We start from the raw sequence: 26,622 nt of genomic DNA on the forward strand, positions 1-26,622 counted from the left end.
AACAACTTTGGATCATGCCCAAAACGCTTAAGAACGTCATTAAGTTTGTTTGCTTTTTCGGCATAGGGGTGCTGTTGATATGGCTGTTTTCCAGGAATATCAATGCAGCGGAGTGGGACCAGATTAAAGTGGCCCTGCGAAAAGCCAACTATTGGCTGCTGATCCCTACTATGACCATCGGCATCGCCAGTCACTGGTTCCGGGCCGTAAGATGGAAGCTCCTGATGAAGCCCCTGGGCCATCAACCTGCTACCCTCAATACCTTCTTTGCCGTGATGGTGGGCTATCTTGCCAACCTGGCCGTACCCCGCCTGGGAGAAGTAACCCGCTGCGGTTTACTGGCCCAATATGAAAAAGTACCGGCCGATAAACTGGTAGGTACCATGATTGCCGAACGCGCCGTAGACCTGGTATGCCTTATTCTCCTCATGATCCTGACCGTGGTAACCCAGCTGGATCTTCTCGGCTCCCTGGTAAATGAAACTGTTTTGCAGCCTATTTCCAACAAGATAGCGCACGCCAATGGCATGCAACTGCTGGCAGGCATCATCATACTTGCAGTAGTCCTGGTAATACTGGGATGGTTACTCCGCCGCTTTGCCCGTTCCAAAATAGCCATTACCATAAAGGGCCTGATCAGGGGCATCACGGAGGGCTTCCTCTCGATCGGCAAAATGGAAAGGAAGAAAAAAGTATGGTTCATTATCCATTCCATATTGATCTGGTCCTGCTACCTCTCCCAGGTATATATCGGCTTTTTCTGTCTCCAGGAAACCAGCCACCTGGGCATCAGCGCCGCCCTGGCCGTGCTCATGATTGGTAGTGTAGGCATGATCGTTATGCCCGGCGGTATCGGCGCCTATCAGCCACTGGTACAAAAAACGTTGGAAATCTATAGCATCCCTTCGGCTATCGGCTTCGCCTTTGGATGGATTATCTGGGTGGCACAAACCATGCTGGTGATCCTCCTCGGCTTTATTAGCCTGGTGGCCCTCCCGATCTATAATAAGAAGAAAGAAGCCGCCCCCGTAACACCTTAGTTTCCCAACGGCTAAAAGATATCGATTAGGAATGCCCCGCATAAGCGGGGCATTTTTTATTTCCTGTAAAGATGCCAGGTACGACAGATACAAGCCACTCTTTCCACCTTTGCTACTTAGCGTGTCTACGGGAAATACCCAACTTTTCTTTAACTTTAATTTAATACTTCAATTAAAGCGAAAGCCGTATCATCGTATTTTAGTATTATGTGAATTTTTTGAATGTAAATTAGTTAGTATGCGTTTGCAGAATAGTGAGAACCTCGATATCATGACAATACCTGAAGTAATTGTATCTAAAAAAACTGCCCGGAAAAAACCCCTTCCCGAAAAGAAAAAAATGATAGCCCGGGATATCAGCTGGCTGGCATTCAATGCCAGGGTATTACAAGAAGCCGCTGATAAAACAGTTCCCCTTCACGAACGCATTCGCTTCCTGGGCATCTTTTCCAACAACCTCGACGAGTTTTTCCGCGTACGTGTAGCCACCCTCAAACGCATGATGTCTTTTGGTAAGTCCGCCAAAATGCACCTCGAAGAAAATCCCGACAAAATACTGGATGAAATCCAGGCCAGGGTCATAGAACAACAACGGGAATTTGACCAGGTATGGAAAGATATTGCCACGGAAATGGAAACGCAGCATATCTATCTCCGAACAGAAAAACAACTTAATAAAGAACAACAAAAATTTGTACTCAATTATTTCAATGAGCAGGTACGTACCAACATCATCCCGCTCATGATCGAGAGTATACAACAATTTCCCATCCTGCGCGATAAGTCAATTTACCTGGCCATTGTATTGGCCCGCCAGGATAATTCAGTGCGACAAAAATTTGCGTTGATAGAAATTCCTACTAACGTACTTCCCCGCTTTATCATTCTTCCCTCCAAGCCCGGAGAGCATGATATTATCCTGCTGGAAGACCTGATACGCTTCTGTTTACCGAGCATCTTCGTTTATTTCGGCTACGACAAATTTTCTGCACACATTATCAAAGTGACCCGGGATGCGGAGCTGGACATCGATAATGATATCTCCGACAGCCTCATTCACCAGATTGAAAAAGGCCTGAAAGACCGGCGTAAAGGCAAGCCCGTAAGGTTTGTATACGATAAAGACATTGACCCGCTGCTGCTCGAATACCTGATGCGCCGGCAGGGACTATCGGGGAAGGATAACCTCATCCCCGGGGCCCGTATCCATAACTTCAAAGATTTTATGGATTTCCCGGAATCTATCTTCCCCCCGCATACACACCGTAAAACCTTTACCCATCCCCTGTTTGTAAATGCGCCCAGCGTAATGCACGTCATTCAGCAACAGGATGTGATGCTCCATTTCCCCTACCACAGCTTCGATACGATTATCGACCTGTTAAGGGAAGCCGCCATAGATCCCAACGTATCTGCCATCAAGATAACGGCGTATAGGCTGGCCCGTAATTCAAAAATTATCAATGCCCTGGTGAATGCCGTACGTAACGGCAAACAGGTAACCGTGGTGCTGGAATTGCGCGCACGCTTTGATGAAGCTGCTAACCTCGACTGGAAATCCAGGCTGGAAGAAGAAGGCGTGAAAGTATTGCTGGGTATTCCCAACATGAAAATACATGCCAAACTGTGTGTGATTAAAAAACGGATCGGCAACAAAACCATTCAATGCGGTTTTATCAGCACCGGCAACCTCAATGAAAAAACGGCCCGGGTGTATGGCGATCATTGCCTGCTAACAGCCAACCGCCTGATCATTGCCGACATGAACCGTATATTTTCCTACCTGGAAAGTCCGCGGCATGATATCAAAATATTACAGGGCTGCAAAACCCTGCCGGTTAGTCCGCTCAACATGCGTGACACTTTCCTGCGACTGATAGACAGGGAAATTAAAAACGCCAAACACAAAAAGAAGGCCGCCATTACTATCAAAATGAACTCCCTTTCCGATGCAATGCTGATTGCCAAGCTGTATGAAGCCGCCAAAGCTGGCGTGGATGTAAAGATGGTGATCAGGGGTATCTGTTGCGCTTATACAGAGAATAAAAAATGGAAGAAGTCTATCAATGCCATCAGCATTGTAGATGAATACCTGGAGCATGCCCGCGTATTTATCTTCCATCACGGCGGGGCAGAGAAAGTATTCATTGCTTCCTGCGATTGGATGATACGCAACCTGGATCACCGCGTAGAAGCCGCCGTGCAGGTAACGGATCCGGCTATACGACAGGAGCTGATCGATATTATGCAGATACAGCTGAGCGGTAACGTAAAAGCCCGTATACTGGATAACGAGCAAACCAATCAATACAAGAAAGAGGGAGATAAAAAGATCCGTACCCAGGTAGAAATCTACCGGTACCTCCACGAAAAACAATACCTGTAAATTTAAAATGTTTTACTTTTGGCTTTTGATATAACGACTGACAGATGAAATTAGCTGCGATAGATATTGGCTCCAACGCTGCCAGATTACTCATTTCTGAAGCATCGCCAAATAGTTCCGGAGTAATGGACTTTACCAAGCTGAATCTGGTGAGGGTACCGCTGCGGCTGGGATTTGACGTATTTACCAGCAACATCATCTCGGAGAAAAAAGCCGCACAACTCATCAATACGATCAGATCCTATCGCCTACTGCTCGACGTATACGATGTAAAATATCTGAAGGCTTGTGCCACCTCAGCCATGCGGGATGCCACCAATGGCCCTGAAATCCTGCAGCAGGTAAAAGAAGCGACCGGTATCGATATTAAAATTATCTCCGGCCAGGAAGAAGCAGCTTTCATTTATGAAAACCATGTGGCCGAACACCTGGACACTACCAAGTCATACCTCTATATAGACGTAGGTGGCGGCAGTACAGAGCTCACCCTCTTCAGTGCCGGCAAGCAGGTATTCAAGGAGTCGTTCAATATAGGTACCATCCGCCTGTTACAGCAACAAGTGACCGACGTGCAGTGGCAGCAGCTGAAAGATTTTCTGAAACAACAACTCAAAGGGGCTGGTCCCGTATACGCCATTGGCTCCGGCGGCAACATTAATAAAATATTCTCTCTCTCTAAACGCAAAGAAGGTAAACCACTGTCACTGGATACGCTGAAAGATTATTACAAGGAATTCAGCAGCTTTACCGTAGAAGAACGCATTCACCTCTATAACCTCCGGGAAGACCGCGCCGATGTGATCGTACCTGCCTTGCAGATCTACGTAAACGTAATGCGCTGGGCCGATACACCGGAAATTTTCGTTCCTAAAATCGGGCTGGCAGATGGCCTTATCCATGCACTTTACGAGGAAATAGCCGTTAGCCGCACATAAAAAACATTTCCTTTTATCTTTTTATATTACCACCTTTGCGGTTATTGCTAACAGCCCTTAAATGCTAAAAGCTACTGCTTATGTCAGTCCATAAAGAAATAAAGCGTATCACCACGCATGTACTACAGAAGATGAAGGTGGACGGAGAAAGAATATCAATGCTCACGGCATACGATTATTCCATGGCCCGCATTTTTGACGATGCCGGCATTGATATCATACTGGTAGGTGATTCCGCTTCCAACGTAATGGCCGGTCATGAAACCACCCTGCCTATTACATTAGATCAGATGATCTACCATGCCGCTTCGGTGGTAAGAGCCATCAAGCGTTGCTTTGTAGTAGTAGACCTCCCTTTTGGTTCGTACCAGGGAAATTCCAAGGAAGCGCTGAGCTCTGCAATCCGTATTATGAAGGAAACAGGTGCACACGGCATTAAAATAGAAGGCGGCGAAGAAATTATCGAATCCGTAAAACGCATAATCTCCGCGGGTGTACCGGTAATGGGCCACCTGGGCCTTACGCCCCAGTCTATTTACAAATTTGGTACTTACGCCGTACGTGCCACCGAAGAAGCCGAAGCCAATAAGCTGATCAACGACGCCAAACTGTTGCAGGAAGCCGGTTGCTTCGCTATTGTGCTGGAAAAAATTCCTGCTGCACTGGCTAAGACAGTGGCCGAGTCAGTAGAAATTCCTATTATCGGTATTGGCGCCGGTAAATATGTAGATGGCCAAGTACTGGTGATGCACGACATGCTGGGTATCAATAAGGAGTTCAAACCACGCTTCCTGCGCCGTTACCTCGATCTGTATGCAGAAATCTACGGGGCTACCCAGGCTTATATTCACGATGTAAAAGCCAAAGATTTCCCGAACGATAACGAACAATACTAAGCTCATTTTTACGGCCCTCGCTCCAAGCGGGGGCTGTTTATTTTTATAGATATCGCTTTTCTTTCGTTTCAAATACTTATATTTGTTCATCACTTTTATAAGTTGAATGAATCACCTGTTAAACATACAGCTTTCTCTTCTCTCCTATTTGCGGAGCACCTGCTCCCATGTGCCATAGGTAGCACAAAGGGCATTTAAACTTCCCTACATATTTTTTCTTGCTGCACTACCGCTCAAGCGGTTAACTGTATTGCATTTCAGCATTCCTGTAATGAATGATCGGCGTTAACGTACCGGTATTTTCCATGGTACAAACGAACAACTATCATTCACAAAAGCTTGTTGCAGTCAATATAACGTTGACGTATATACGTAGTGTGGAATAATAGCTATGTCTTTTCACTAAACAAGTGAAGCTAACCGCTTCACACATCACTATAATTCCAAACAGATGATGAAACGCGTAATGATTATCGGCGCCGGCAAGATCGGTGAAACCGCAGCGTTCCTGCTGCAACAGTCTGGCGACTATACTGTAACCCTGGCAGACAGTAATGAAGGGCTTTTACAGAAATGTACAGATGAGGGCATTCACAAAGCCTTGCTGAATGTAAATGATGCCACAGCCCTGGAGCAGGCATTAACCAACCAGGATATGGTATTGAGCGCCTGTCCCTTTTACCTGAACGTAAAAATTGCCACTGCGGCTGCCAAAGCCAACACTCACTATTTTGACCTTACAGAAGATGTGGCTACTACCAATGCTATCCGTGAAATAGCCGCCAAAGCTAATGTGAGTTTTATGCCACAATGCGGCCTGGCGCCGGGCTTTATCAGCATTGCCGCTCATGATATTGCCAAACAATTCGATACCCTGGATGCCGTTCGCCTGCGGGTCGGCGCCCTGCCCCAATTTCCTACCAATAGCCTCATGTATAACCTTACCTGGAGCACCGATGGCCTGATCAATGAATATTGCAATCCCTGTGATGCCATTCATGAAGGCGAACGCAAGGAAGTGATGCCCATGGAAGGCTACGAACGCTTTGCCCTCGATGGAGTGGAATATGAAGCGTTTAACACCTCTGGCGGATTGGGCGCCCTGGCTGAGATACTGGATAACAAAGTATATAACCTCGACTATAAAACTGTACGTTATCCTGGTCACTGTAACCTGATGAAAATTCTGCTCAACGAGCTTAAACTCAATAAAAAGCGGGAAATGTTGAAGGAGATTATGGAAGATAGCATACCTTTCACCCCACAGGACGTGGTATTGGTATTTGTATCCGTTTCCGGCACTGTAAATGGCCGTTCGGTACAGCGCTCCTACTCCCGTAAGATCTACAACCAGGCTATTGCTGGTAAGGATTTCACGGCTATCCAACTTACCACCGCCGGTGCCGCCTGTGCAGTCATCGACCTCCATGCCAAGGGCAAACTGCCGGCGACCGGCTTTGTTCGCCAAGAAGATGTGGCGTTCGGAGATCTGATCAAGAACCGCTTTGCGGTATATTATAATTAGTTTTTAACTATCTGCTCTTGGTAAATTGCCGTAAGGAGTGGCCTCTTTACCAGAAATACTAACAGCTAATTGCAAAAACGCATCCTCAATGTTAAAAGATGTATTAAATGGGCTGATGGAACGCTATCAGCAGCGGGTTCCGGATGTGGCGGCAGTGATTACCGCCATGATAAAAGAAGGAATGATCCGGAAGGCAGATGATATCGAAAACGATCATATTGCGTTCAGAACAATGGGAGTTCCTCAGCTGGGGGTAGCTTCGCTGGAAAAAATATTTCTGCACTATGGCTACCGGAAAATGGATCACTACCATTTTGCCGCCAAAAAACTGGATGCCTGGTGGTATGCGCCGCCTGCGCCCCAATATCCCCGGATCTTTATCAGTGAGCTCCGGGTAAAGGATCTCAGCCAGCAGGCGCAGGATATTATTTATAGCTATACCCGCGAGGTGAGCAGCGACCCGGTAGATCAACTGAACCTGGATGATAGCGCCACTGTGGATACTTTTTTACACAGCGCCCTGTGGCGTACCCCTACCGTAGCAGATTATAACCTGCTGGCGGCAGAAAGTGAGTATGCAGCCTGGGTGATTTATAACCGTTATTACCTGAACCACTTTACCGTGAGCGTGCATAACCTGCCGACTGGATACAATACGGTAGCCGATTTCAATACCTTCCTGGAGAAACACGGCTTCCGCCTGAACGATGCAGGAGGTAAAATCAAAACCAGCCCGGATGGCATGTTGTTACAAAGCGCCACTGTAGCCCGTATGATCACTGCCGAATTTGCTGGCGGCGAAAAACAGGATATCGCCGGCTCCTACGTTGAATTTGCCGAAAGGAAGATACTCCCGGCATTTGTGGGTCTCCCCGCCGGAGAAATCCGCCGCGAGCACCGCCGGGAAGGCTTTGAAGCCGGTAATGCCGATAAGATCTTCGAAAGCACCTACGCTGCCCAAACAAAAAAAACTTCCTAATTTCGTTCAATAATACACCTGACAATGGTTGAAGATATTTTAAAAGCATTAGGTATCCAGGGCGAACAAAGTGGTGTCAGCACTGGCGCTCACTGGCTGCCAGCTCACGGAGCTACCATTACCTCTGTATCTCCGGTGGATGATAAAAAAATTGCAGCTGTAAAAGGCGCCAACAGAGAAGATTACGACCAGGTGGTGGCTATCGCCCAGGAAGCCTTCAAAGAATGGCGTAACTGGCCCGCCCCCAAGAGAGGAGAAATTGTGCGGCAGATTGGCGAGGCCTTGCGTAAACATAAAGAGCACCTCGGTAAACTAGTGTCTTATGAAATGGGAAAGAGCCTGCAGGAAGGCTATGGAGAAGTACAGGAGATGATAGACATCTGTGATTTTGCGGTAGGATTATCGCGGCAGCTGCACGGGTTAACCATGCATTCTGAGCGTCCCGGCCACCGCATGTATGAGCAGTGGCACCCGTTGGGTATTACCGGCATTATTTCCGCCTTCAACTTCCCGGTGGCAGTATGGAGCTGGAACTCGATGCTGGCATGGGTTTGCGGAAACGTATGTATCTGGAAGCCTTCCGAAAAAACACCGGTGACGGCCCTGGCCTGTCAACGTATAGTCGACACCGTATTTGCCGCCAATAAGGTACCCGAAGGCGTGTGTAACCTGGTGATCGGCGACCGGGATGCCGGCGAATGGATGTCGCACGACACCCGTATTCCACTGGTATCCGCTACCGGTTCCACCCGTATGGGTAAAGCCGTAGGAGCTGCCGTAGGACAGCGCCTGGGGCGTTCTCTGCTGGAATTGGGTGGCAACAATGCCATTATTATTTCGCAGGATGCCGACCTAGATATGTCCATCATTGGCGCCGTATTTGGCGCCGTGGGCACTGCCGGGCAACGTTGTACCTCTACCCGCAGGCTCATCATCCACGAAAGCGTATACGACGCCTTTACTGCCAGGCTGGTAAAAGCTTATTCACAGCTGCGTATCGGTAACCCGCTGGATCAGCATAACCATGTAGGTCCATTGATTGATAAAGCGGCCGTTAACGCTTACCTGGATTCCATAGAACAGGTAAAAGCGCAGGGAGGCAGCTTCCTCGTGGAAGGCGGCGTGCTTTCCGGGGCAGGATACGAATCCGGCTGCTATGTGAAACCTTGCATTGCCGCCGTGGAAAATACCTACGCGATTGTGCAGCATGAAACCTTTGCCCCCATCCTGTACGTCATGAAATACAAGACGCTGGCAGAAGCCATTGCTATGCAGAATGATGTGCCGCAAGGGCTTTCCTCAGCCATTATGACCCTCAACTTGCGGGAAGCAGAGCAATTTCTCTCCCATGCGGGATCTGATTGCGGTATTGCCAATGTAAACATCGGTACTTCCGGCGCAGAAATCGGTGGTGCTTTTGGTGGTGAAAAAGAAACCGGCGGTGGCCGTGAAAGCGGCTCCGATGCCTGGAAAGCCTATATGCGCCGTCAGACCAATACTATCAACTACTCTACCAGCTTGCCTTTGGCACAAGGAATCAAGTTTGATTTTTAGCTATTGAGTATAAAGCGAAAGACATAAAACTATTGAGGCGAATGACCAATGCGATTTTAAAATATTCGCAAAGATTATTCGCCTCAATAGTTTTATGTCTTTCGCTTTATGCTTTCTGCTTTTTGGATTCCAGCCCCGAGGCGCTAGCCCCGGAGCTTTTAACTTTCATGACTGGAACTGCTACCCGATCAGATTTTTAAAAGCGGTTGATAAAATGCGTGACTAATATTCTTTTGCGCAGTCTCGGCTGCACCTTACTCTACATACTGCGTGCACAGTTCTAAAAATAGTAGCGAGGTTAGAGAACCCCGCTTTTCGTTAAACGGAAACCATGCTTATGAGAAAAGTAAAAATGGCGGGAAGCCATTAAATACTCTTCTGAATATAAATATTAAACTTTTTTTTGAATATTCATATTCAACTTTTGTGCTACGGGTGCACCGTTGCTGACCTATTTCACGGTCAAAACCTGTCCGCTTCCTCTGTCATAAAGGGTTTTGATCTCTTTTCCCCATAGTCCCGTACGATAAATCACCGCAGTAATATTTTCCGGATCACTGCAAATAACAAAGGCTTTGCCTTTATTTCTCTTTATCAAGTGGTTAAATACGTTGGCAGCCTGCTCAGGGTTATCGGCCAATTTGAAATAGTCCAGTTGCCTCATGCGGACTTTTGCCCGCTGAGTAGCAGTTTCCACAGCACGATCCCCGAAATTTCCCGTACCCCCATTTCTTTCACTGCGATCATACTGCTTTCGTCCTTCTATCCTCCAATCAACCAATAAATAGCGCGTTTATCATTAAAATTTAATGTTATACCGCTTTTTCTATACCTTTATCGTTTATCATCAAGATATTTTTAGTTGTTTTTATAGGGAAAATTATTGAACATGAAATTGTTTAGTCGAGAGGTAGCAGCCCTTGCAGGCTGCATTGCGTTGATGACTGCATTTACAACAAGCGCCGATGCACAAAGTAAAGTCCAGGTCCCCAAAAACTGGCAGCTCTTAAGCTACGATACCGATAGCGTGTTCGGTACGTCTACCGAAAAAGCTTATAAAGAATTGTTAAAAGGGAAGAAAAGCACCCCGGTTATTGTAGCCGTAATCGATTCCGGTATTGATACCCTGCATGAAGATCTGAAGAACATTCTGTGGACTAATCCGCGGGAAATACCCGGCAATGGCAAGGACGACGATCACAATGGCTATATAGACGATATTCACGGCTGGAATTTCCTCGGAGGAAAGGACGGCGCCAGTCTGAAAGAAGACTCTGAAGAGGCAGCTCGGGAATACTACCGCTATAAAAGCCTGTATGGCAATCCTGATTCTGCGTTGGCAAAAGATTCAAAAGAATACGCCATTTGGCAGCAATTGCAATCGAAAGTAGAAAAGCCTAACTCCCAGTTTAAGGTGCAGTACAAAAGCATGTCCAAGCTGCAGGAAAATGTGAACAAATGCGAAACCATCCTAAAAAATTACCTGGGCAAAGACGATTTCAATGTAGCGCAACTGGACAGTATTCAAACGACCAACCAGGATGTTTTGCTTGCCCGCAATTTCATGAGCCGCCTGCTAAAAAGCGCCGGCGATGAACCAGCTACCTTCGGCGAGTTCAAAATGGAATTCGATGAGTACATGAATGAACTGAAACGTAAGGCAGAAGCCACCGATGTACTCCCAAACGCTAACCGCGAAAGGATTGTAGGCGACAACCTCGAAGATATTAACGACAACAAATACGGAAACCAGGATGTGATGGGTACCTTTGGGTTCCATGGAACACACGTATCCGGTATTATTGCCGCCTCCAGGAACAATAGCGTAGGTATCGACGGCGTAGCCGACAATGTACGTATCATGGCCGTAAAAGCGGTTCCTGATGGCGATGAAAGAGATAAAGACGTGGCGCTGGCCATCCGCTATGCAGTGGATAACGGCGCACAGATTATTAATATGAGCTTCGGCAAGCCTTTCTCTCCTCATAAAGAATGGGTGGATGCCGCGGTAAAATATGCAGAAGAAAAAGGCGTGTTGCTGGTGCATGCCGCCGGTAATGATGGTGCAAACAACGATTCTGTTGCCAACTATCCTAACCCGAATTACCTGGATGGCGGCCGGGCTGCCAACTTTATCACTGTAGGTGCTATCAGCACCGGTACGATGCCCGATAAAGTGGCGAGTTTCTCCAACTATGGCAAGAAAGAAGTAGACTTATTTGCGCCAGGCGTTCAAATCTATTCTACAATCCCGGGTGGCAATAAATACGGCTCTGCCAGCGGTACCAGCATGGCCAGCCCTGTAGTAGCAGGTGTGGCGGCATTGGTGCTCTCCTACTACCCTGAGCTCAGCGCCAAACAGTTGAAATATGTGCTCGAAAAAAGCGCTACCCCACTACCGGACGGTTCTACTATGGTTAACAAACCAGGCAGCAGCGATGAAAAAATTGCTTTTTCAGATTTATCTGTTACCGGGGGGCTGGTAAATGCTTATGAAGCGTTGAAACTGGCGGCTACCATTAAGGGAGAAAATGTGAAAGGGAAGAAACAACACAAGGCGAAGGTTAAACCGATCAAAAAGAACTAATCAGTATCGATCATACTAAAAAAGACCCGGCTGCGATGAGATTACCAGCCGGGTCTTTTGTTTTTAATGCAGTTATTTAACGAGGCGCAGGCTGAGCGGGTAACGGTATATCTTGCCCTCATTGGCCCGTACCGCTGCCACGATGCTGAAAATAACATTGAGGAACCATAATATCTGCACCAGGCTTCCCCATCCCCAGGTAAAGCTGAAGTTCCACCATGGCCGTGACCAAAACGTAGCCACTGACCAGATGCCATACAGAATATTTTCAACGATTTTAGCGGCAATAACAGCCAGGCTATAGGTGATCTGAAAATTCACGGCTTCCTTGCCCTGATCGTCCACTACATGGGAATCATTGCGTTTAATCAGCCATAGTACCAGCGCCCCGATAATATTGCCTACAGTAGGGATGATCCACATACCAATAAGGCCGCCCAGGTGAATAAAGGTACTCCAGGTACGTTCTTCTTTAGGATTCATAAAATATAAGATTAAATATTAAAGGGAAGTTAACAGCTTATTTTAGCATATCAAAAGAGAAGAAGAAAAAAACTACAAACCTGTAAGCCGGATTCTGTTCTCCCCGCTTTCGCGGGGAGCTGCTATCATTTATCTGCGGCAACGTTCGCACGTTGCCTGTATCTGCCTACCCTCGGTCATCGGGCGAGCAGCCCTCAGGCGACCGTATACATGGCATTTCAGCACGCAAGGTTTACCCGCACAAACAGTTACCTGCCTGCACCGTGGGCTCTTACCCCACCTTTTCACCCTTACCTCTACCAGGTAGAGGCGGTTATTTTCTGTGGCACTTGCTGTACCTCCACCAAAGATGGAGGCCCCACCCGTTAGGTGGTGCGTTGCTCTGTGCTGTCCGGACTTTCCTTTTCGCTGAACAAGTCAGCGAAACGATAGCACGGTTTGTAGTTGAGGCGCGAAGGTAAGAAAAATATTACCTAAACGTTATTTCTGTAGCGCCATAGCCATACTTGGCGTGGTATTGATTAACGAAGTTGGCTACTTCTGGCGTTTGTCGCAATACCTGGTGAATTTCATCCCGCAGCTTTCCTTTACCCACGCCATGAATCACTACCAGGTTATGCTGATGATGACTGATCGCCAATTCCAGGTAACGTTGAAAAGCATTGAGCTGGATAGCCAGGATGGCAATATTGCTTAAACCTTTCCAGTTTTTTTCCAGGGCCTCTATATGCAAATCCACCTCCTGTTTGGGCGTAAGCGTTGTTTCAGGCTGCAGCTGTATCTTGCTTAGCAGGCTGGCAAAGTTCCCGGATCCGATAGAGGTAATGGGTGCTTTCTTTTTAGGCTGCTCCGGCGTAGGTTCTGGTTCTGGTTCCTTCTCCGGAAATTTATCAAATAAAGGATAGGTAATGGTGGCTTCTGCCTTGGTGCGCAATTGTTCCAGCTGCACAAACATTTGTTTTGCCTTTATTCTCCAGGTTTTCTTCACAGAGGTAGCCAACTTGGGTTGCGGCTCTTTCAGGAAGAAAGTAAACTCGAACCGGGGATTGTCGTTCAGTGATTCAAACAGCAGGTCAGCCAGGTAGAAATGATTATATGGCTGGATCTCATTCTTTATTTCCAGATCCAGCTGATTATTCAGCCAGATCTGAAAATAGAAACGCATGGCGTGCGGAGTATCATTGAACAGGTGAAACTTCATCAGTTTCACTGTTTCATCTAAACCGTCCATCTGGTATACCGGTAAAACAGACAGGAACATGCCCTTATCTGTTTTAAACACTTCATATTTGCTTCTGTCTACTTTGATTTCGTCACCGGGAATGAGCCGTGGTTTTTCCTTCACCAGCTTTTGCTGGGTAAAACGATGGAAATATGGGAAGTCTATCTGGTCGAGATACACCGGGAAAGAGGTCCCTTTTATCTCGATCATTACCATGTTATCATTCACCAGTTCAACAACCGTTCCTTCTTCTTTTGAGCTCAACAGCAATATCCTGTCGCCTATTTGGTATTTCATAATTGCATTCTTCAGACTGCAAAAATAGAAATTTGAAAGGATATGCGGGCCAGAGATATCCGGAATATCAGAAGTCGATATACTTATGGTTACGTTTTTCAGGGTGCCGGCGCATGTAATCATCAACAGAAATGCGGCCGCTTCCTTCCACCAGGAAGACAATCAGTAACAGAAGCACCAAGATTGCCAGGCCTGTAGAAGGATATACATTAAATAATTTAGTAGGAGAATGTACGAAGAAAACGGCGCCCAGGAGGATGGGTATATTGACGATCACGGAAAACCGTGTCACCAGCCCCATGGCAATAAATAAACCGCCGACGATGTGGGCAAATACAATATAGTGTCCGAGCATGATTGACATGGCCGCCATCGTAGGCCGCTGGCTGATCATAGACACCAAAGCATCTCTGTCCATCACAAACAGGACACCCATTCCCATGAGAAATACGCCCAGCAGAATGCGTACTGCACTCAGCCAATTGGGGCTATGTGTGTCGCCCCAGTGTTCAACCCGTTGTAGCATGTTCATAAAATATAAATTTTAAGATCAAAGAGCTACTGTGAAGTTACGAAAAAGCTGAAAGCATATAGCATAAAGCAAAAAGCTATTATAGAGGAGAATTAAGCGGATGGCATCCGCTAGAATCTCGTCTATAATAGCTTTTTACTTTATTTATGCCTATGCCTTAAGCGTTTTGCTTTACAGCCAGTTTACTGTGCGAATAGCTGTAGCCGATGTAAATCACTAAGCCCATGGCCAGCCAGATAGAGAATACGATCCAGTTCTTCAGGGCTATTTCTGTCATCAGGTAAAAACAGCTTAGCATGCCTAATACCGGTATCAGCGAGAGTTTGCGGGTAGCCGACAGATAAGTAATTATCAGCGTTACCACCACAAACAGGTAGAAAGGAATATTATGTTTCCATACATTCCAACCGCCTTCCATTGACAGTTTGAGCAGTATTTCCTTATTAAACAGGATAATCAGGCCGACTACCAGTGCGGGAACAATCCATTGCCCGTTGATATAGGGCAGCTGAAAGCGTTTGGTAGTCGCTTTTTCCTCCCGGGGAAGTATCAAAACGCCGCCGCATACCAGGATAAAGGCAAACAGGGTACCTATGCTGGTGAGGTCTGTTACGATCGTCAGATTGAGGAACAACGCCGGAATACCTACCAGCAGGCCGGTTATAATAGTGGCATAGGAAGGCGTTTTAAACCGGCGGTGGATGGTGCTAAACCGGCGGGGCAACAATCCATCGCGGCTCATGCTCATCCAGATGCGGGGCTGGCCAATCTGGAATACCAGCAAGACGCTGGTAGTAGCCACCACTGCACTCACAGAAATGAGATAACTGATCCATGGTAAATGTACCTGGTCAAAAACAAATGCCAAGGGATCATCTACCTTGAGGTTATAAAATGGTACCATACCCGTCAGTACAAAAGAAATCAGTACATATAATACCGTACAGATAATAAGCGAATAAATCATGCCTTTGGGCAAATCCCGCTGTGGGTTGGCACACTCTTCCGCAGTAGTACTTACCGCATCAAAGCCAATATAAGCGAAAAATACGGCCGATACCCCTTTCATGACACCAGAGAACCCGTTTGGCATAAAAGGCGACCAATTCGCCTTATTTACATAGAAAAACCCTACTACGATCACAAAAAGGATCACCAATATTTTGAGGGCCACCATGAAGTTAGCGCTCCGTTTACTTTCCTGGATACCTACATAAGCCAGGTAAGTAACAATTACCACGATGATAAAAGCGGGCAGATTGAGAATTATCGGGATACCGGCGATATGCGGGGCCGCAGCAATGAGGGCAGGACTGGCGCTATCATAATTGCTGGCCAGCCAGGGTGGCAAACTCAATCCCAGTCCCCCGAGAAGGTTATTGAAATACCCACTCCAGGAAATGGCCACGGCGATATTCCCGATAGCGTATTCCAGGATCAGCGCCCAGCCTATCACCCATGCGGCTAATTCTCCAAAAGTAACGTAAGAGTAAGTATAAGCACTGCCAGATACCGGCACCCGGGAGGCAAATTCGGCGTAACAAAGGGCGGAAAATCCACAAGTAATCGCAGTAATCACAAATAACAGGGATACACCCGGACCACCATGGAAAGAAGCTTCCCCGATGGTGGAAAAGATGCCGGCGCCAATAACTGCCGCAATTCCCATGGCAGTAAGGTCCTTTACTTTCAGCACTTTATGCATCCCCCCTGTTTCATGACCGTCTGCCAATCCATCTTTGGCATCTTTTAAAATAGTGGCAAGCGATTTTTTTCGAAACAGCGAATTAGACATTGGCTAAGGAATTACGTGTTACAGTTTGGCTTTTAATGTAATTTAAAAAAATCCTGTTCTGGTAAAATAAAAATGCTGATTACCCTGATTAATCTTTCAGAAAAAAATCAGTGTAAACAGCATTCTCACTTTCATCCTGAATAAGACAAGCGCGAATATAACGCGAATTTAAATACAAAACTTATTGCTGGCGGTTTAACAGGTAGTTGGCCAGATCCATCAGCGGTGCCTTACGGGACGACAGTACCGCGATATGGTCGAGGCTTTGGAAGGCCAGCCGGGTAAAGCGTTCCTTTTCCTTTTCGGCCCACTCATCTACCTTGCAGGCGCGGAACAGTTCCAACACCCTTTCTACCTTGTTTGCCGGCGATGCTTCCATTAACCGGATCAGTTCAGCTTTTTGCGCCGCGTTGCACAGTTCAAAAGCCTTCAGTAACAGGAACGTTTTTTTATTCACCAGGATATCGCCTCCCTGTTGTTTTCCAAATTTTTCCGGGTCTCCGAAAGCATCCAAGTAGTCGTCCTGGATCTGGAAAGCAATCCCTACATTTTTACCGAAGTTATACAGGTGTTGCTGATTGCCCTCTCCCGCGCCACCGATGATAGCGCCCAGCTGCAGGCTGGCAGCCAGCAATACCGAGGTTTTAAGGCCAATCATATTTACATAGTCATCATATTGCACGGCTTCCGGATCCATAGTTTCGAAATCCATGTCCAACTGCTGGCCTTCACACACTTCAATAGCCGCTTTGTTAAAAACGCTGATGATCTTCTGTTTGTAATGGGCCTGCACCTTATTCAGGCGTTCGTATACATTGATCAGCATCACATCCCCCGCCAGGATAGCGGCAGAATCGCCATATACCGTATGAACGGTTGGCTTACCGCGACGGAGGGGCGCCTTATCCATGATATCATCATGCAGCAGGGTAAAATTATGGAAAAGCTCAATGGCACTCCCAACCTCCAAGGCGTCCGGGCGCAGGGTATCAAACAACTCATTTCCCATCAAACACAATACCGGCCGGATTCTTTTACCACCTATCCCCAAAATATGAGAGGCCGCGTCATACAATTTCCGGGGTTGCGCCGGAAATTGTTGCTGATTAAAATGTTGACTAAACTGCGCTATTAAATCTTGAAATGACTGCATCACTCGTGGCTCGGGTTTTATTATTTACTCTTTTTCTTCGTTGTTTTTTTATTAGCAGGTTTAGCCGTTGCTTTCTTAGCTGGTTTAGCAGCCACTTTGGCCACTGCTTTCTTTGCAGGCGCTTTCGTTACAGCAGCTTTCTTAGCCGGTTTAGCAGCCACTTTTGCCACTGCTTTCTTTGCAGGCGCCTTCGTTACAGCCGCTTTCTTAGCTGGTTTAGCAGCCACTTTGGCCACTGCTTTCTTTGCAGGCGCCTTCGTTACAGCCGCTTTCTTAGCTGGTTTAGCAGCCCCTTTGGCCACTGCTTTCTTTGCAGGCGCTTTCGTTACAGCAGCTTTCTTAGCCGGTTTAGCAGCCACTTTGGCCACTGCTTTCTTTGCAGGTGCTTTCGTTACAGCAGCTTTCTTAGCTGGTTTAGCAGCCACTTTGGCCACTACTTTTTTAGCAGGCGTCTTAGCTACCGCGGCTTTCTTAGCTGGTTTAGCAGGTACTTTTACCGTTGCTTTTTTAGCAGGCGTCTTAGCTACCGCGGCTTTCTTAGCTGGTTTAGCAGGTACCTTTACCGTTGCTTTCTTAGCAGGTGCCTTAGCTACCACAGGTTTCTTCGCAGGCGCTTTGGCTACAGCAGCTTTCCCGGCAGGTGCAGCCCCCCCCTTCTTAACTGGTGATTTTGCTGCCGGAGCAGGTTCAGCCGCTGACTTTGCTGATGTTTTGCTGGCTGGCTTAGCGGCTACTTTATCAGTAGCTTTCTTCACCGGCACTTTTACTTCTTCCTTGCTGATAGCCGCCTCTTTAACAGGCGCCGGCGTAGCAGGTTTTGCAGGCGCTGGAGTGGCTACCGGCGCTGGCGCAGTTGTTACAGTAACAGGCTTTTGTTCTTTCTTTTTCTTCGCTTTCTTTTCAGACGCGGCAGGCTGAGACACGGCAGAAGTAACCGGTTCAGCTACAGGCGCAACAGGCACCACATGGGTTTCTGCCACTACCTGGTCTACCACTGGCACTGGCTCTGGCTCAATGCGTGGCGCTTCATGTGTTTTGAGCGCGGGTGTATGTTCCCAGGGCTTACGCTGTTTGTCGGCACGGAACTTCTCCTTTTTCCGTTTACGTTCATCGCGACGTTGTTCCTTGCGTTGATCATCCCGGCGCTTGGGTTGAAATGCACCAGGAGCAGCAGGTACAGCTGTGCCGGTGAGTTCATCTTCCAGGTCGTAGTCCAGCTGGCGTTTGGCCAGGTTGGCCGCTACCACCCGGATACTTACCTTCTCGCCTATACGAAACTTGCGACCGGTGCGTTGTCCCACCAGCGCGTATTCTCCTTCGTTGTACTGAAAATCTTCCCGCCTGTTGAGGTTATGAATACTAATTAGCCCTTCGCATTTGGTATCCATGGTTTCCACCCAGAAGCCGAAATGCGCCACGCCACTGATCACGCCTTCAAAGGTGTGACCGATGAACTGCTGCATATATTCTACCTGTTTATATTTGTTGCCGGCTCTTTCCGCTTCCATTGCCTTGCGTTCCATCTCTGAGCTGTGTTTGCATTTCTGCTCCATTTGTTTATCCGGGCGTACGCTATTGGCCAGGCATTCTGCCAGTACACGGTGTACCAGTACGTCGGGGTAGCGACGTATAGGTGAGGTAAAGTGGCAGTAATCTTCAAAGCCGAGGCCATAGTGGCCTATGTTATCTATCGTATAAATAGCTTTGGCCATGGTACGGATACCCAGGGTTTCCAGCACCGGCTGTTCCGGCCGGCCTTTTACCCGGGCCAGCATATTATTGAATGACTCTGCAATGGTTTCCGGACCGCTGAGATCAAACTTATAACCAAACTTACCTGCAAACAGGGCAAAAGTTTTCAGTTTTTCAGGATCCGGCGTATCGTGTACGCGGTATGGAAAAGGAATAGGTTGTTTATTAATTCTCAGTTTTGCTACAAAGGCTGCAATAGTTTTATTGGCCAGCAGCATAAACTCTTCGATCAGCTGGTGGGCCTCCTTACTTTCTTTGACCACAATCCCAACGGGCTTACCTGTTTCATCCAGTTTAAAGCGTACTTCCTGGGAAGAGAAGTTGATAGCTCCCTTCTCAAAGCGCTGTGCACGGAGATTTTGGGCAATCCTGTTCAGCAGCAGTACCTCGTTCCGGTAAAGACCTTCTTTTGTTTCTATAATATCCTGTACCTCTTCATAGGTAAAGCGATGGTCGGAATGAATGACTGTCCGCCCAATCCAGTGTTGTTTTATTTCTCCTTTGTCGGTCATCTGGAACATGGCCGAGAAAGTAAGTTTATCTTCATGCGGGCGCAGGGAGCAAAGTTCATTGGATATCTTTTCGGGCAACATCGGCAGTACCCTGTCTGGCAGGTATACTGAGGTGGCGCGTTTATCGGCCTCCTTGTCAAGTTCTGTTCCGGGCAATACATAATGACTTACATCAGCGATGTGTACGCCCACCTCATACAGCCCGTTTTTCAGCAGGCGAAGGGAAATGGCGTCGTCAAAGTCCTTTGCATCCACTGGGTCGATAGTCATAGTGAGGAATTTGCGGATATCCTTTCGATTGCGTACTTCCGTTTCCGTTATATTCTCCTGGAGATGGTCTAACTCGGCCATGACTTCTTTGGGGAAGTTGAGCGGGAAGCCTGCTTCGATGAGGATTTCCTTCATCGCCAGGTCATTGGTGTTGGTTGCGTCGAGTATTTCTATGATTTCACCTACCGGTTTACGGGATTTTTCGCCCCAGGCCACTATTTTCACCACGGCTTTGTCCCCGCTTTTAGCGGTTCCGAGGGAATTGGCGGGAATATAGATATCCGGCATAAACAATCCCTTTTCCGGGATCAGGAAGCCAAAGCTTTTGCTGACCTGGAGGGTGCCGGTAAATTCAGTTTTATTTCGTTTAAGGATATCCGTTACAATGCCTTCCATGCGGGCGCCGTTGTTACGGTCTTGCGTCAATACATCTACCAGTACTTCATCCCTGTCGAGGGCGGTATGCAGGTTTTTCTGCTTCACCATGATGTCTTTGGTCAGGCCTTCCACGATCACAAAAGCCATTCCTGACTTTGTTACTTCCACAATGCCTTTAAAGGATTTCTTCTGGATATTTTGGGGGGGATGGTGGTGGTTCCCTTTTTTATTTTTCTTTTTTCTACTCATGTTAGTCGTAAGTTATCATTGACCAGGAGCTGGCAGATGCCGGCTTATGTAGTCAAAAATAAAGTTATTAAATAATTCTGCCTCTCCGAAGAGGAAGGATACTTCCACAGGAATAACAGCCATGCGGAGGTTTTGTTCTGCCAGCTCCTTTTTCAGCAGGTGTAGCCTCACTGCATCCTTTTCGGTGGTGATGACAATCTTTTCGGTACCTGGCAAGTCGCTGCATTCTTTTTTGATTTTTGCGATATCTTTTTCTGTATAATAATAGTGATCGGGAAAGGACAGGAGGTAAACCTGGTCATAACGCCGTTTCAGTTCATTGAGCAATGGTTCGGGCCTTGCTATACCACAAGCCAGCAATACAGTTGCTGATGGGGGAATTTCCACCGGTTGATGGGTAACCATATCGGACAGGGCGCCGTACTGCAAGGTAGTGAAAAAGAGCCGCTGATGAGGCAAAGGGTTAATTTCTTTTTCCAGGGCGGCTTTTTCTGCCAGGCTCATATCCGGCGGACACTTGGATACGATGATGCAGTTGGCGCGGTGATAACCGGCCCGGCCCTCTCTCAGGCGGCCGAATGGCACTACATGATCGCGGGTAAACAGGCGGCTATAGTCGGTGATCATGATATTCATGCCTGGCTTAATGGAGCGGTGCTGGAAGGCATCGTCGAGCAATATCACCTGGGTGTTGGGTTCATCGCCCAGCAACTGGGGAATAGCCAGCATCCTTTCTTCTCCGACGCAGACTTTGATATCGGGGAATTTATCATGGAACTGCATCGGTTCATCCCCGATATCTTCGGCGGTGCTATGTTCATCGGCCAGGAGGTAGCCGCTGGTACGGCGGTTATACCCCCGGCTTAGGGTTGCTACGTTGAGATGGTCTTTCAGCAGGCGGATCATATATTCCACATGCGGTGTTTTACCTGTCCCTCCTACGGAAAGGTTGCCGGCGGCAATTACCGGCAGGTCAAATTCCACGGCAGTCAGCAGTCCTTTATCATAAAGGCGGTTGCGGATCCACATCACCAGGCCATAGAGCAGGGAAAAGGGATATAAAAGAAAATTCAGGTATCTGAGCACTGTTGTTTATTTAAATTGATAAATATGATCCGGGGTCACCACTGTTTGCAGGGGAATATCCCAGGGATCTACGTCCTGGATGGCGGGTACGGGTTCAAACAGGGATAGCCCCACCGTGTACGCCGTCGGGCATTGCTGCAGGAAGCGGTCGTACATGCCTTTGCCGTATCCAACCCGCTGCCCTTTCCGGTCGAAGGCCAGTAAAGGTACGAAGATGAGGTCTATATCAGCCGGTTGTACTTCCTCCCCATGCTCGGGTTCGGGAATACCAAACTGGTTTTTGATGAGGATGGTATTGGTTTTCCAGAGATAATGAATCATGTCGCCTGTTTTCATATCCGACCGGGAAAGCGCCCACTGCAGGCCGGGGTATTCATCCCGCAACCATTTTACCAGCGGCCAGGTATCGGCTTCTTTTTTTTCTGAAATAGGCAGGAAAACGTGCGCCATCCGGAAACGGCCGTAGTCCAGCTGCCGGCAACGGTTCAGCAGCCGCCCGTTCAGGTCCAGGGCCGTATTATCGTCCATATTGAGCCGTAGCTCCAGGAAATGTTTTCGTATATCCTTTTTAGTGGTCATGCCATTAAAGTATGCAGCGAGGCAGACAACAACTGTGCCTGTTGTTGTACAAATGCCTTATCTACAGGATTAGCCTGTGGGATACGCCCTATCTTGGGATAGCCGCTCCAGCGTACAATATCATCTTCATTGGTGTGATAATCGCCGTTAAACACCCATCCAATAACAGGTACGCCTGTATGTTGCAGCACCCTCGCAGTAAGCATCGCATGGTTAATGCTACCAAGGTAATTCTGTGCCACCACCAGCACTTTCGCACCCAGGGCCAGGATCAGGTCGAGGGTCGATAGCGTTTCGTTAATAGGTACCAGCAGGCCCCCCGCGCCTTCCATGACCAACGCCCGGTCCAGGGGCTGGTATTGTTTCGACAAAGCCACGATGCGGTTGATATCAATATTTTTATTTTCCAGCCGGGCTGCCAGGTGCGGAGAGGCGGGCGCCTTCAGTAGCCAGGCCTCCGGGTGACAAACTGACACGTTATTGGATAGCAGGCTGCCGACAGTATCCGTATCTGTTCCTTCCAGCAACCCTGTTTGTACGGGCTTCCAGTAATCGGCCTGTAACGCTTCGGTTACACAGGCTGCGCTGATCGTTTTTCCCACGCCGGTTCCTATACCGGTAATAAATATGCGTTCACTCATCGACAGCAAATATAGGGAGAATGTATAAAGTAGCGCCGGAAACCAATCCTAAAGCGACCGGGCGGTATCGACCCAATTCCGTATTTTCGTAAACGTACAACCTCATTTTTATGAAATATTGTGATAACATACTCGAAACGATAGGAAATACCCCGATGATCCGGCTGCATCGCGTTACGGCCACTCTCCCCTGCACCGTGCTGGCCAAAGTGGAGTTTTTTAACCCGGGCAACTCTATTAAAGACCGGATGGCGGTAAAAATGGTAGACGTAGCCGAACAGAAAGGACTGCTGAAACCCGGCGGCACCCTGATTGAGGGCACTTCCGGTAATACCGGTATGGGCCTGGCCCTCGCCGCCATTGTGAGGGGCTATAAATGTATTTTCACCACTACCGATAAACAATCCAAGGAAAAGGTAGACATCCTCAAGGCTGTGGGCGCCGAAGTAATTGTATGTCCTACCAATGTGGAGCCTGAAGATCCGCGCTCCTACTATTCCGTATCCAAGAGGCTGGCCACGGAAGTACCTAACTCTTTTTATGTAAATCAATACGACAATCTGGCGAACCGGGACGCCCACTACGAGCAAACCGGTCCGGAGATCTGGGAGCAAACAGAAGGAAAGATCACCCACCTGGTGGTGGCTACCGGCACCGGTGGCACCGTTACAGGCACCGGAAAATACCTGAAAGAAAAAAATCCGGATATACAGGTATGGGCCATTGACAGCTATGGTTCCCTGCTGAAAAAATATTTTGAAACCGGTGAAATAGATATGAATGAGGTATACCCTTATATCACGGAAGGGATAGGAGAAGATTTTGTGCCGGAGAATTATGATATGACCGTCATCGACAAGTTCGAAAAAGTAACGGATAAAGATGCTGCCGTGATGGCGCGCCGCATCACCAAGGAAGAAGGCATCTTTGTGGGCTATTCCGCAGGATCAGCGATACAGGGGCTTTTACAGCTAAAAGCTTCTCTCAAACCTACCGACGTAGTAGTAGTTATTTTCCATGATCATGGCAGCCGTTATGTAGGGAAAATATACAACGACCAATGGATGATGGAACGGGGCTTCCTCGATGTTAAAACAGTAAAAGATGTGGTCAATGGCCGTCGCAATCAGCCGCTGGTCACAATTGGCACAGACGAAAAAGTAAGCGAAGCGATTGCCCGCATGAAGAAATTTGATATTGAACATATCCCGGTGGTAAAGGACAGCGAAATAGTAGGTTCCATTTCTGAAAGTGGTTTATTCAACCGCCTGATCGATGACGCCAATCTTAAAGATGCCGCCATACAACAGGTGATGCAAGCTTCTTTCCCGTTGGTGGGACAAGATACGCCGATAGAAAAACTGTCGGTATACATTAACCGGGAAAATGGCGCTGTGCTCACCAAAGACGACAGCGGCAACTACCATATTGTAACGAAATACGACATTATCCAGGCCCTGGGCCGTTAGAACGGGCTGAAAGCAAAAAGCTATTATGTCTTGCTGGCTGCATTACTTTCTGCTTTCTGCTTTTCGCTTTTTGCTTTATGCTTACTTTCACTGATCAGTTAGACAGACAAATAACACTTGCTCATCCGCCACAGCGGATTATTTCGCTGGTGCCTTCACAAACTGAATTACTCTGGTCCCTGGGGCTTGAAAAAGAAGTGGTGGGCATCACCAAATTCTGCGTGCGCCCGTCTACGTGGTTTCGCGAAAAAACGCGGGTAGGCGGCACCAAAAATATACATCCTGATATTATCCGGTCGCTGAATCCGGACCTGATCATTGCCAACAAAGAGGAAAATACAGCGGCTGATGTAACTGCATTAATGGAACATTACCCGGTATGGGTAAGCAATATACAAACATTGGATGATGCTGTTGAGATGATATCCGGCATAGGAGCAATTACTGGCCGGCAGTCGGCGGCAACTGACATCTGCACCCGTATACAGGCGGGCTTTAGCGCGCTGCAGCCGCTCGCTGAACCGGAGCCCACTGCCTACTTTATCTGGCGGGAACCATGGATGGTAGCCGGAGGCGACACCTTTATTCATGAAATGCTGCGTGCCTGCGGGTTGCAGAATGTGTTCGGGTCCCGGCCCCGTTATCCGTCGGTGACTGCGGAAGAGCTCTTCCATAGCGGATGCCGGCGGGTATTACTATCTTCGGAGCCCTATCCTTTTAAGGAAAAACATATTGCTGAATTGCAGACCATGCTGCCGGAGGCACAGGTGCAGTTGGTGGACGGAGAAATGTTTTCCTGGTATGGCAGCCGTTTACTGGAGTCGCCGGCTTATTTCCAATCTTTGCTGCATCCTTCCATATAACGAGGCAACCTTCTTCTTTTCATTTGCGTAAACAGTGAATAGATCAACAAAAAACGCACATTTATGGAAAGAAGAGATTTTGTTTCCAACCTCGGACTAACGCTGGCACTGGCTTGCACAGCGGGATTGGCAGCCTGCAGTAAAGGCGGCAGCAATGACAACCCCACTCCTACGCCTCCGGCGGGCGGCAATGCAAAACTCACGCTCAATCTGGCCAGCGACCTGCCTAATGTAGGCGATTTTAAAATCTCCAATGGCGTTATCCTGATCCGTACAGGCAGCGGTAATACGGCATCGGCCTTCACCGCGCTGTCCAGCACCTGTACGCACCAGGGGTGTACCGTAGCTACCTACAACACCAGCTCCAAGTTAATTGAGTGTAATGCGCCTTGTGGCCATGGTAGCAGATATACTACTACCGGTGCCGTGAATACAGGTCCTGCTACGGCGGCATTGTCTGCCTTCACCGTAAAAGTTGATGGAAATGTGCTGACCGTCAGCTAGTGATTTTGGAGGAAATCCAGTACCCATGCAGCAAATGCGGCGCTACGTACTACGGAATTATGATCGCCGGTAACTGTTCCATGCATACCTGCTGGCATCATAGCGGCGAGTGATCCGCCAGTGTCATTATCTTCATCTTTATCTCCTCCAATAACCAATACTGGTTGCTGTACTTTGGCCAGTTCCTGCGGTGTTGTGGTAGGCTGGCCAAACTGCATCCAGGCGAGGGCGCGCTGATCCAGGCCTGCCTTCTGCACATTTTTCACCATCGCGGCCAATGCCGGTACAGGTTTCCCAGAGAGGGCTTCATAAAATTGCTGGCGGCGGGGCCAGGCTGGATTGGTGAAAGCGGTTCCCATACCGCCTATAACGGCGCTGGATATACGATTATCCAGTACCAGCAAACGTGCGGTGATAATGGATCCACGGGAATATCCCACTACCTGGTAATGCTGGAGTCCCAACTGGCTGGCCAGCTCCATCACATCCTTCGCCTCTGCATCGTGCAGGTAGGCTGTACTGTCCTGCGGATGACCTGAGGCGCCATTACCTCTCATATCCAGTGTTATAACGCGAAACCCATGCAAGAGCAAAGAGTCATATAAGGCGGTTCTTTTCCAGGATTCGCCGTCTACAATAAAGCCGTGTATTAATATTACCGGTTTACCGCTTCCTTTTACCGAGTAATGAATATGGGTACCGTCAAAAGAAGTGTAATACAGGAGAGAGTCGGCTACTTCGGACGTAAAAGCCTGCGCAACGGGCATCTTCAGCCATAATAACAGTAACAGGACCAGGTATTTTTTCATATGGAACCGGGTTAAGAAAGGGGGAAAATACATTTTTCTGTTGGTAGATTTAATACATAAGCGCTTACTTTTCGCTATAAATCTTCTATTTAACTCCTTATATTTGCTTTCCTAAAAAATAAAACA

Annotated in this window: 22 protein-coding genes and 1 other RNA gene; 11 read left to right on the forward strand and 12 right to left on the reverse strand. The window is 47.9% G+C overall.

The features are described 5' to 3' along the window. Positions 1 to 14 precede the first annotated feature (14 nt). From HGH90_RS28295 to HGH90_RS28325, 7 genes are all read left to right on the forward strand, one after another. Positions 15 to 1,040: a lysylphosphatidylglycerol synthase transmembrane domain-containing protein gene (locus HGH90_RS28295; RefSeq protein ID WP_168765312.1), complete on the forward strand. Its 1,026-nt coding sequence runs from the start codon at positions 15 to 17 to the stop codon at positions 1,038 to 1,040. Positions 1,041 to 1,278: 238 nt separating this feature from the next. Next, positions 1,279 to 3,426 carry a polyphosphate kinase 1 gene (gene ppk1 / locus HGH90_RS28300; RefSeq protein WP_169192461.1) on the forward strand — a complete coding sequence of 716 codons (2,148 nt, stop codon included), beginning with the start codon at positions 1,279 to 1,281 and terminating at the stop codon, positions 3,424 to 3,426. A gap of 44 nt (positions 3,427 to 3,470) precedes the next feature. Then, positions 3,471 to 4,361 carry an exopolyphosphatase gene (locus HGH90_RS28305; protein ID WP_168765314.1) on the forward strand — a complete coding sequence of 297 codons (891 nt, stop codon included), beginning with the start codon at positions 3,471 to 3,473 and terminating at the stop codon, positions 4,359 to 4,361. A gap of 80 nt (positions 4,362 to 4,441) precedes the next feature. After that, positions 4,442 to 5,257 (forward strand): 3-methyl-2-oxobutanoate hydroxymethyltransferase, encoded by an 816-nt coding sequence (panB, locus tag HGH90_RS28310; RefSeq protein ID WP_168765315.1) that lies wholly within the window; start codon positions 4,442 to 4,444, stop codon positions 5,255 to 5,257. A 451-nt stretch (positions 5,258 to 5,708) separates the two neighbouring features. Continuing rightward, entirely contained in the window at positions 5,709 to 6,782 is a 1,074-nt protein-coding gene (locus HGH90_RS28315) for a saccharopine dehydrogenase family protein (protein ID WP_211093024.1), read from the forward strand. A gap of 88 nt (positions 6,783 to 6,870) precedes the next feature. Then, entirely contained in the window at positions 6,871 to 7,761 is an 891-nt protein-coding gene (locus HGH90_RS28320) for a DUF1338 domain-containing protein (RefSeq protein WP_168765316.1), read from the forward strand. A gap of 24 nt (positions 7,762 to 7,785) precedes the next feature. After that, entirely contained in the window at positions 7,786 to 9,315 is a 1,530-nt protein-coding gene (locus HGH90_RS28325; RefSeq protein ID WP_169192462.1) for an aldehyde dehydrogenase family protein, read from the forward strand. 451 nt (positions 9,316 to 9,766) lie between these two features. Here the strand turns inward: HGH90_RS28325 and HGH90_RS28330 are convergent, their stop codons facing one another. Then, the gene (locus tag HGH90_RS28330; RefSeq protein WP_168765318.1) at positions 9,767 to 10,012 is read right to left on the reverse strand and encodes a hypothetical protein; all 246 of its coding nucleotides are present in this window, start codon (positions 10,010 to 10,012) and stop codon (positions 9,767 to 9,769) included. Positions 10,013 to 10,204: 192 nt separating this feature from the next. Between HGH90_RS28330 and HGH90_RS28335 the strand changes: the two genes are divergently transcribed. Then, positions 10,205 to 11,902, forward strand: coding sequence for a S8 family peptidase (locus HGH90_RS28335; protein WP_211093026.1), 1,698 nt, complete (start codon positions 10,205 to 10,207; stop codon positions 11,900 to 11,902). 72 nt (positions 11,903 to 11,974) lie between these two features. Here the strand turns inward: HGH90_RS28335 and HGH90_RS28340 are convergent, their stop codons facing one another. From HGH90_RS28340 to bioD, 10 genes are all read right to left on the reverse strand, one after another. Continuing rightward, complete coding sequence (locus tag HGH90_RS28340; protein WP_168765319.1) at positions 11,975 to 12,385, reverse strand: DUF4870 domain-containing protein; 411 nt, start codon at positions 12,383 to 12,385, stop codon at positions 11,975 to 11,977. A 67-nt stretch (positions 12,386 to 12,452) separates the two neighbouring features. Beyond that, an RNA gene (gene rnpB / locus HGH90_RS28345) (RNase P RNA component class A) lies at positions 12,453 to 12,830 on the reverse strand. 24 nt (positions 12,831 to 12,854) lie between these two features. Continuing rightward, positions 12,855 to 13,904, reverse strand: a complete 1,050-nt coding sequence (locus HGH90_RS28350) for a Smr/MutS family protein (RefSeq protein ID WP_168765320.1) — start codon at positions 13,902 to 13,904, stop codon at positions 12,855 to 12,857. A 67-nt stretch (positions 13,905 to 13,971) separates the two neighbouring features. Beyond that, positions 13,972 to 14,436, reverse strand: coding sequence for a DoxX family protein (locus HGH90_RS28355; protein WP_168765321.1), 465 nt, complete (start codon positions 14,434 to 14,436; stop codon positions 13,972 to 13,974). A gap of 157 nt (positions 14,437 to 14,593) precedes the next feature. Next, positions 14,594 to 16,231 carry an amino acid permease gene (locus HGH90_RS28360; protein ID WP_169192463.1) on the reverse strand — a complete coding sequence of 546 codons (1,638 nt, stop codon included), beginning with the start codon at positions 16,229 to 16,231 and terminating at the stop codon, positions 14,594 to 14,596. A 181-nt stretch (positions 16,232 to 16,412) separates the two neighbouring features. Further along, positions 16,413 to 17,384, reverse strand: a complete 972-nt coding sequence (locus HGH90_RS28365; protein ID WP_169192464.1) for a polyprenyl synthetase family protein — start codon at positions 17,382 to 17,384, stop codon at positions 16,413 to 16,415. 20 nt (positions 17,385 to 17,404) lie between these two features. Beyond that, on the reverse strand, positions 17,405 to 20,545 hold the full coding sequence (gene rnr, locus HGH90_RS31690; protein ID WP_211172698.1) for a ribonuclease R: 3,141 nt from the start codon (positions 20,543 to 20,545) through the stop codon (positions 17,405 to 17,407). Positions 20,546 to 20,560: 15 nt separating this feature from the next. Beyond that, positions 20,561 to 21,631: a tetraacyldisaccharide 4'-kinase gene (gene lpxK, locus HGH90_RS28380; protein WP_169192465.1), complete on the reverse strand. Its 1,071-nt coding sequence runs from the start codon at positions 21,629 to 21,631 to the stop codon at positions 20,561 to 20,563. Between the two features lie 6 nt (positions 21,632 to 21,637). Next, positions 21,638 to 22,210, reverse strand: coding sequence for a 5-formyltetrahydrofolate cyclo-ligase (locus HGH90_RS28385; protein ID WP_169192466.1), 573 nt, complete (start codon positions 22,208 to 22,210; stop codon positions 21,638 to 21,640). Further along, complete coding sequence (gene bioD / locus HGH90_RS28390; RefSeq protein ID WP_168765326.1) at positions 22,207 to 22,851, reverse strand: dethiobiotin synthase; 645 nt, start codon at positions 22,849 to 22,851, stop codon at positions 22,207 to 22,209. The genes HGH90_RS28385 and bioD overlap by 4 nt, the downstream gene beginning before the upstream one ends. Positions 22,852 to 22,961: 110 nt before the next feature. Here bioD and HGH90_RS28395 point away from each other — a divergent pair, with 110 nt between their 5' ends. The 3 genes from HGH90_RS28395 to HGH90_RS28405 all read left to right on the forward strand — a co-directional run bounded on the left by HGH90_RS28395 (position 22,962) and on the right by HGH90_RS28405 (position 25,687). Beyond that, positions 22,962 to 24,320 carry a pyridoxal-phosphate dependent enzyme gene (locus HGH90_RS28395; RefSeq protein WP_168765327.1) on the forward strand — a complete coding sequence of 453 codons (1,359 nt, stop codon included), beginning with the start codon at positions 22,962 to 22,964 and terminating at the stop codon, positions 24,318 to 24,320. Between the two features lie 77 nt (positions 24,321 to 24,397). Further along, positions 24,398 to 25,183 carry a helical backbone metal receptor gene (locus tag HGH90_RS28400; RefSeq protein WP_169192467.1) on the forward strand — a complete coding sequence of 262 codons (786 nt, stop codon included), beginning with the start codon at positions 24,398 to 24,400 and terminating at the stop codon, positions 25,181 to 25,183. 63 nt (positions 25,184 to 25,246) lie between these two features. Further along, positions 25,247 to 25,687: a ubiquinol-cytochrome c reductase iron-sulfur subunit gene (locus tag HGH90_RS28405; RefSeq protein ID WP_168765329.1), complete on the forward strand. Its 441-nt coding sequence runs from the start codon at positions 25,247 to 25,249 to the stop codon at positions 25,685 to 25,687. Here the strand turns inward: HGH90_RS28405 and HGH90_RS28410 are convergent. Then, the gene (locus tag HGH90_RS28410) at positions 25,684 to 26,496 is read right to left on the reverse strand and encodes an alpha/beta fold hydrolase (protein WP_169192468.1); all 813 of its coding nucleotides are present in this window, start codon (positions 26,494 to 26,496) and stop codon (positions 25,684 to 25,686) included. The genes HGH90_RS28405 and HGH90_RS28410 overlap by 4 nt on opposite strands. Between the last annotated feature and the right edge of the window lie 126 nt (positions 26,497 to 26,622).

Origin of the sequence: Chitinophaga sp. Ak27 (assembly GCF_012726295.1) — a bacterium.
Lineage (GTDB): Bacteria > Bacteroidota > Bacteroidia > Chitinophagales > Chitinophagaceae > Chitinophaga.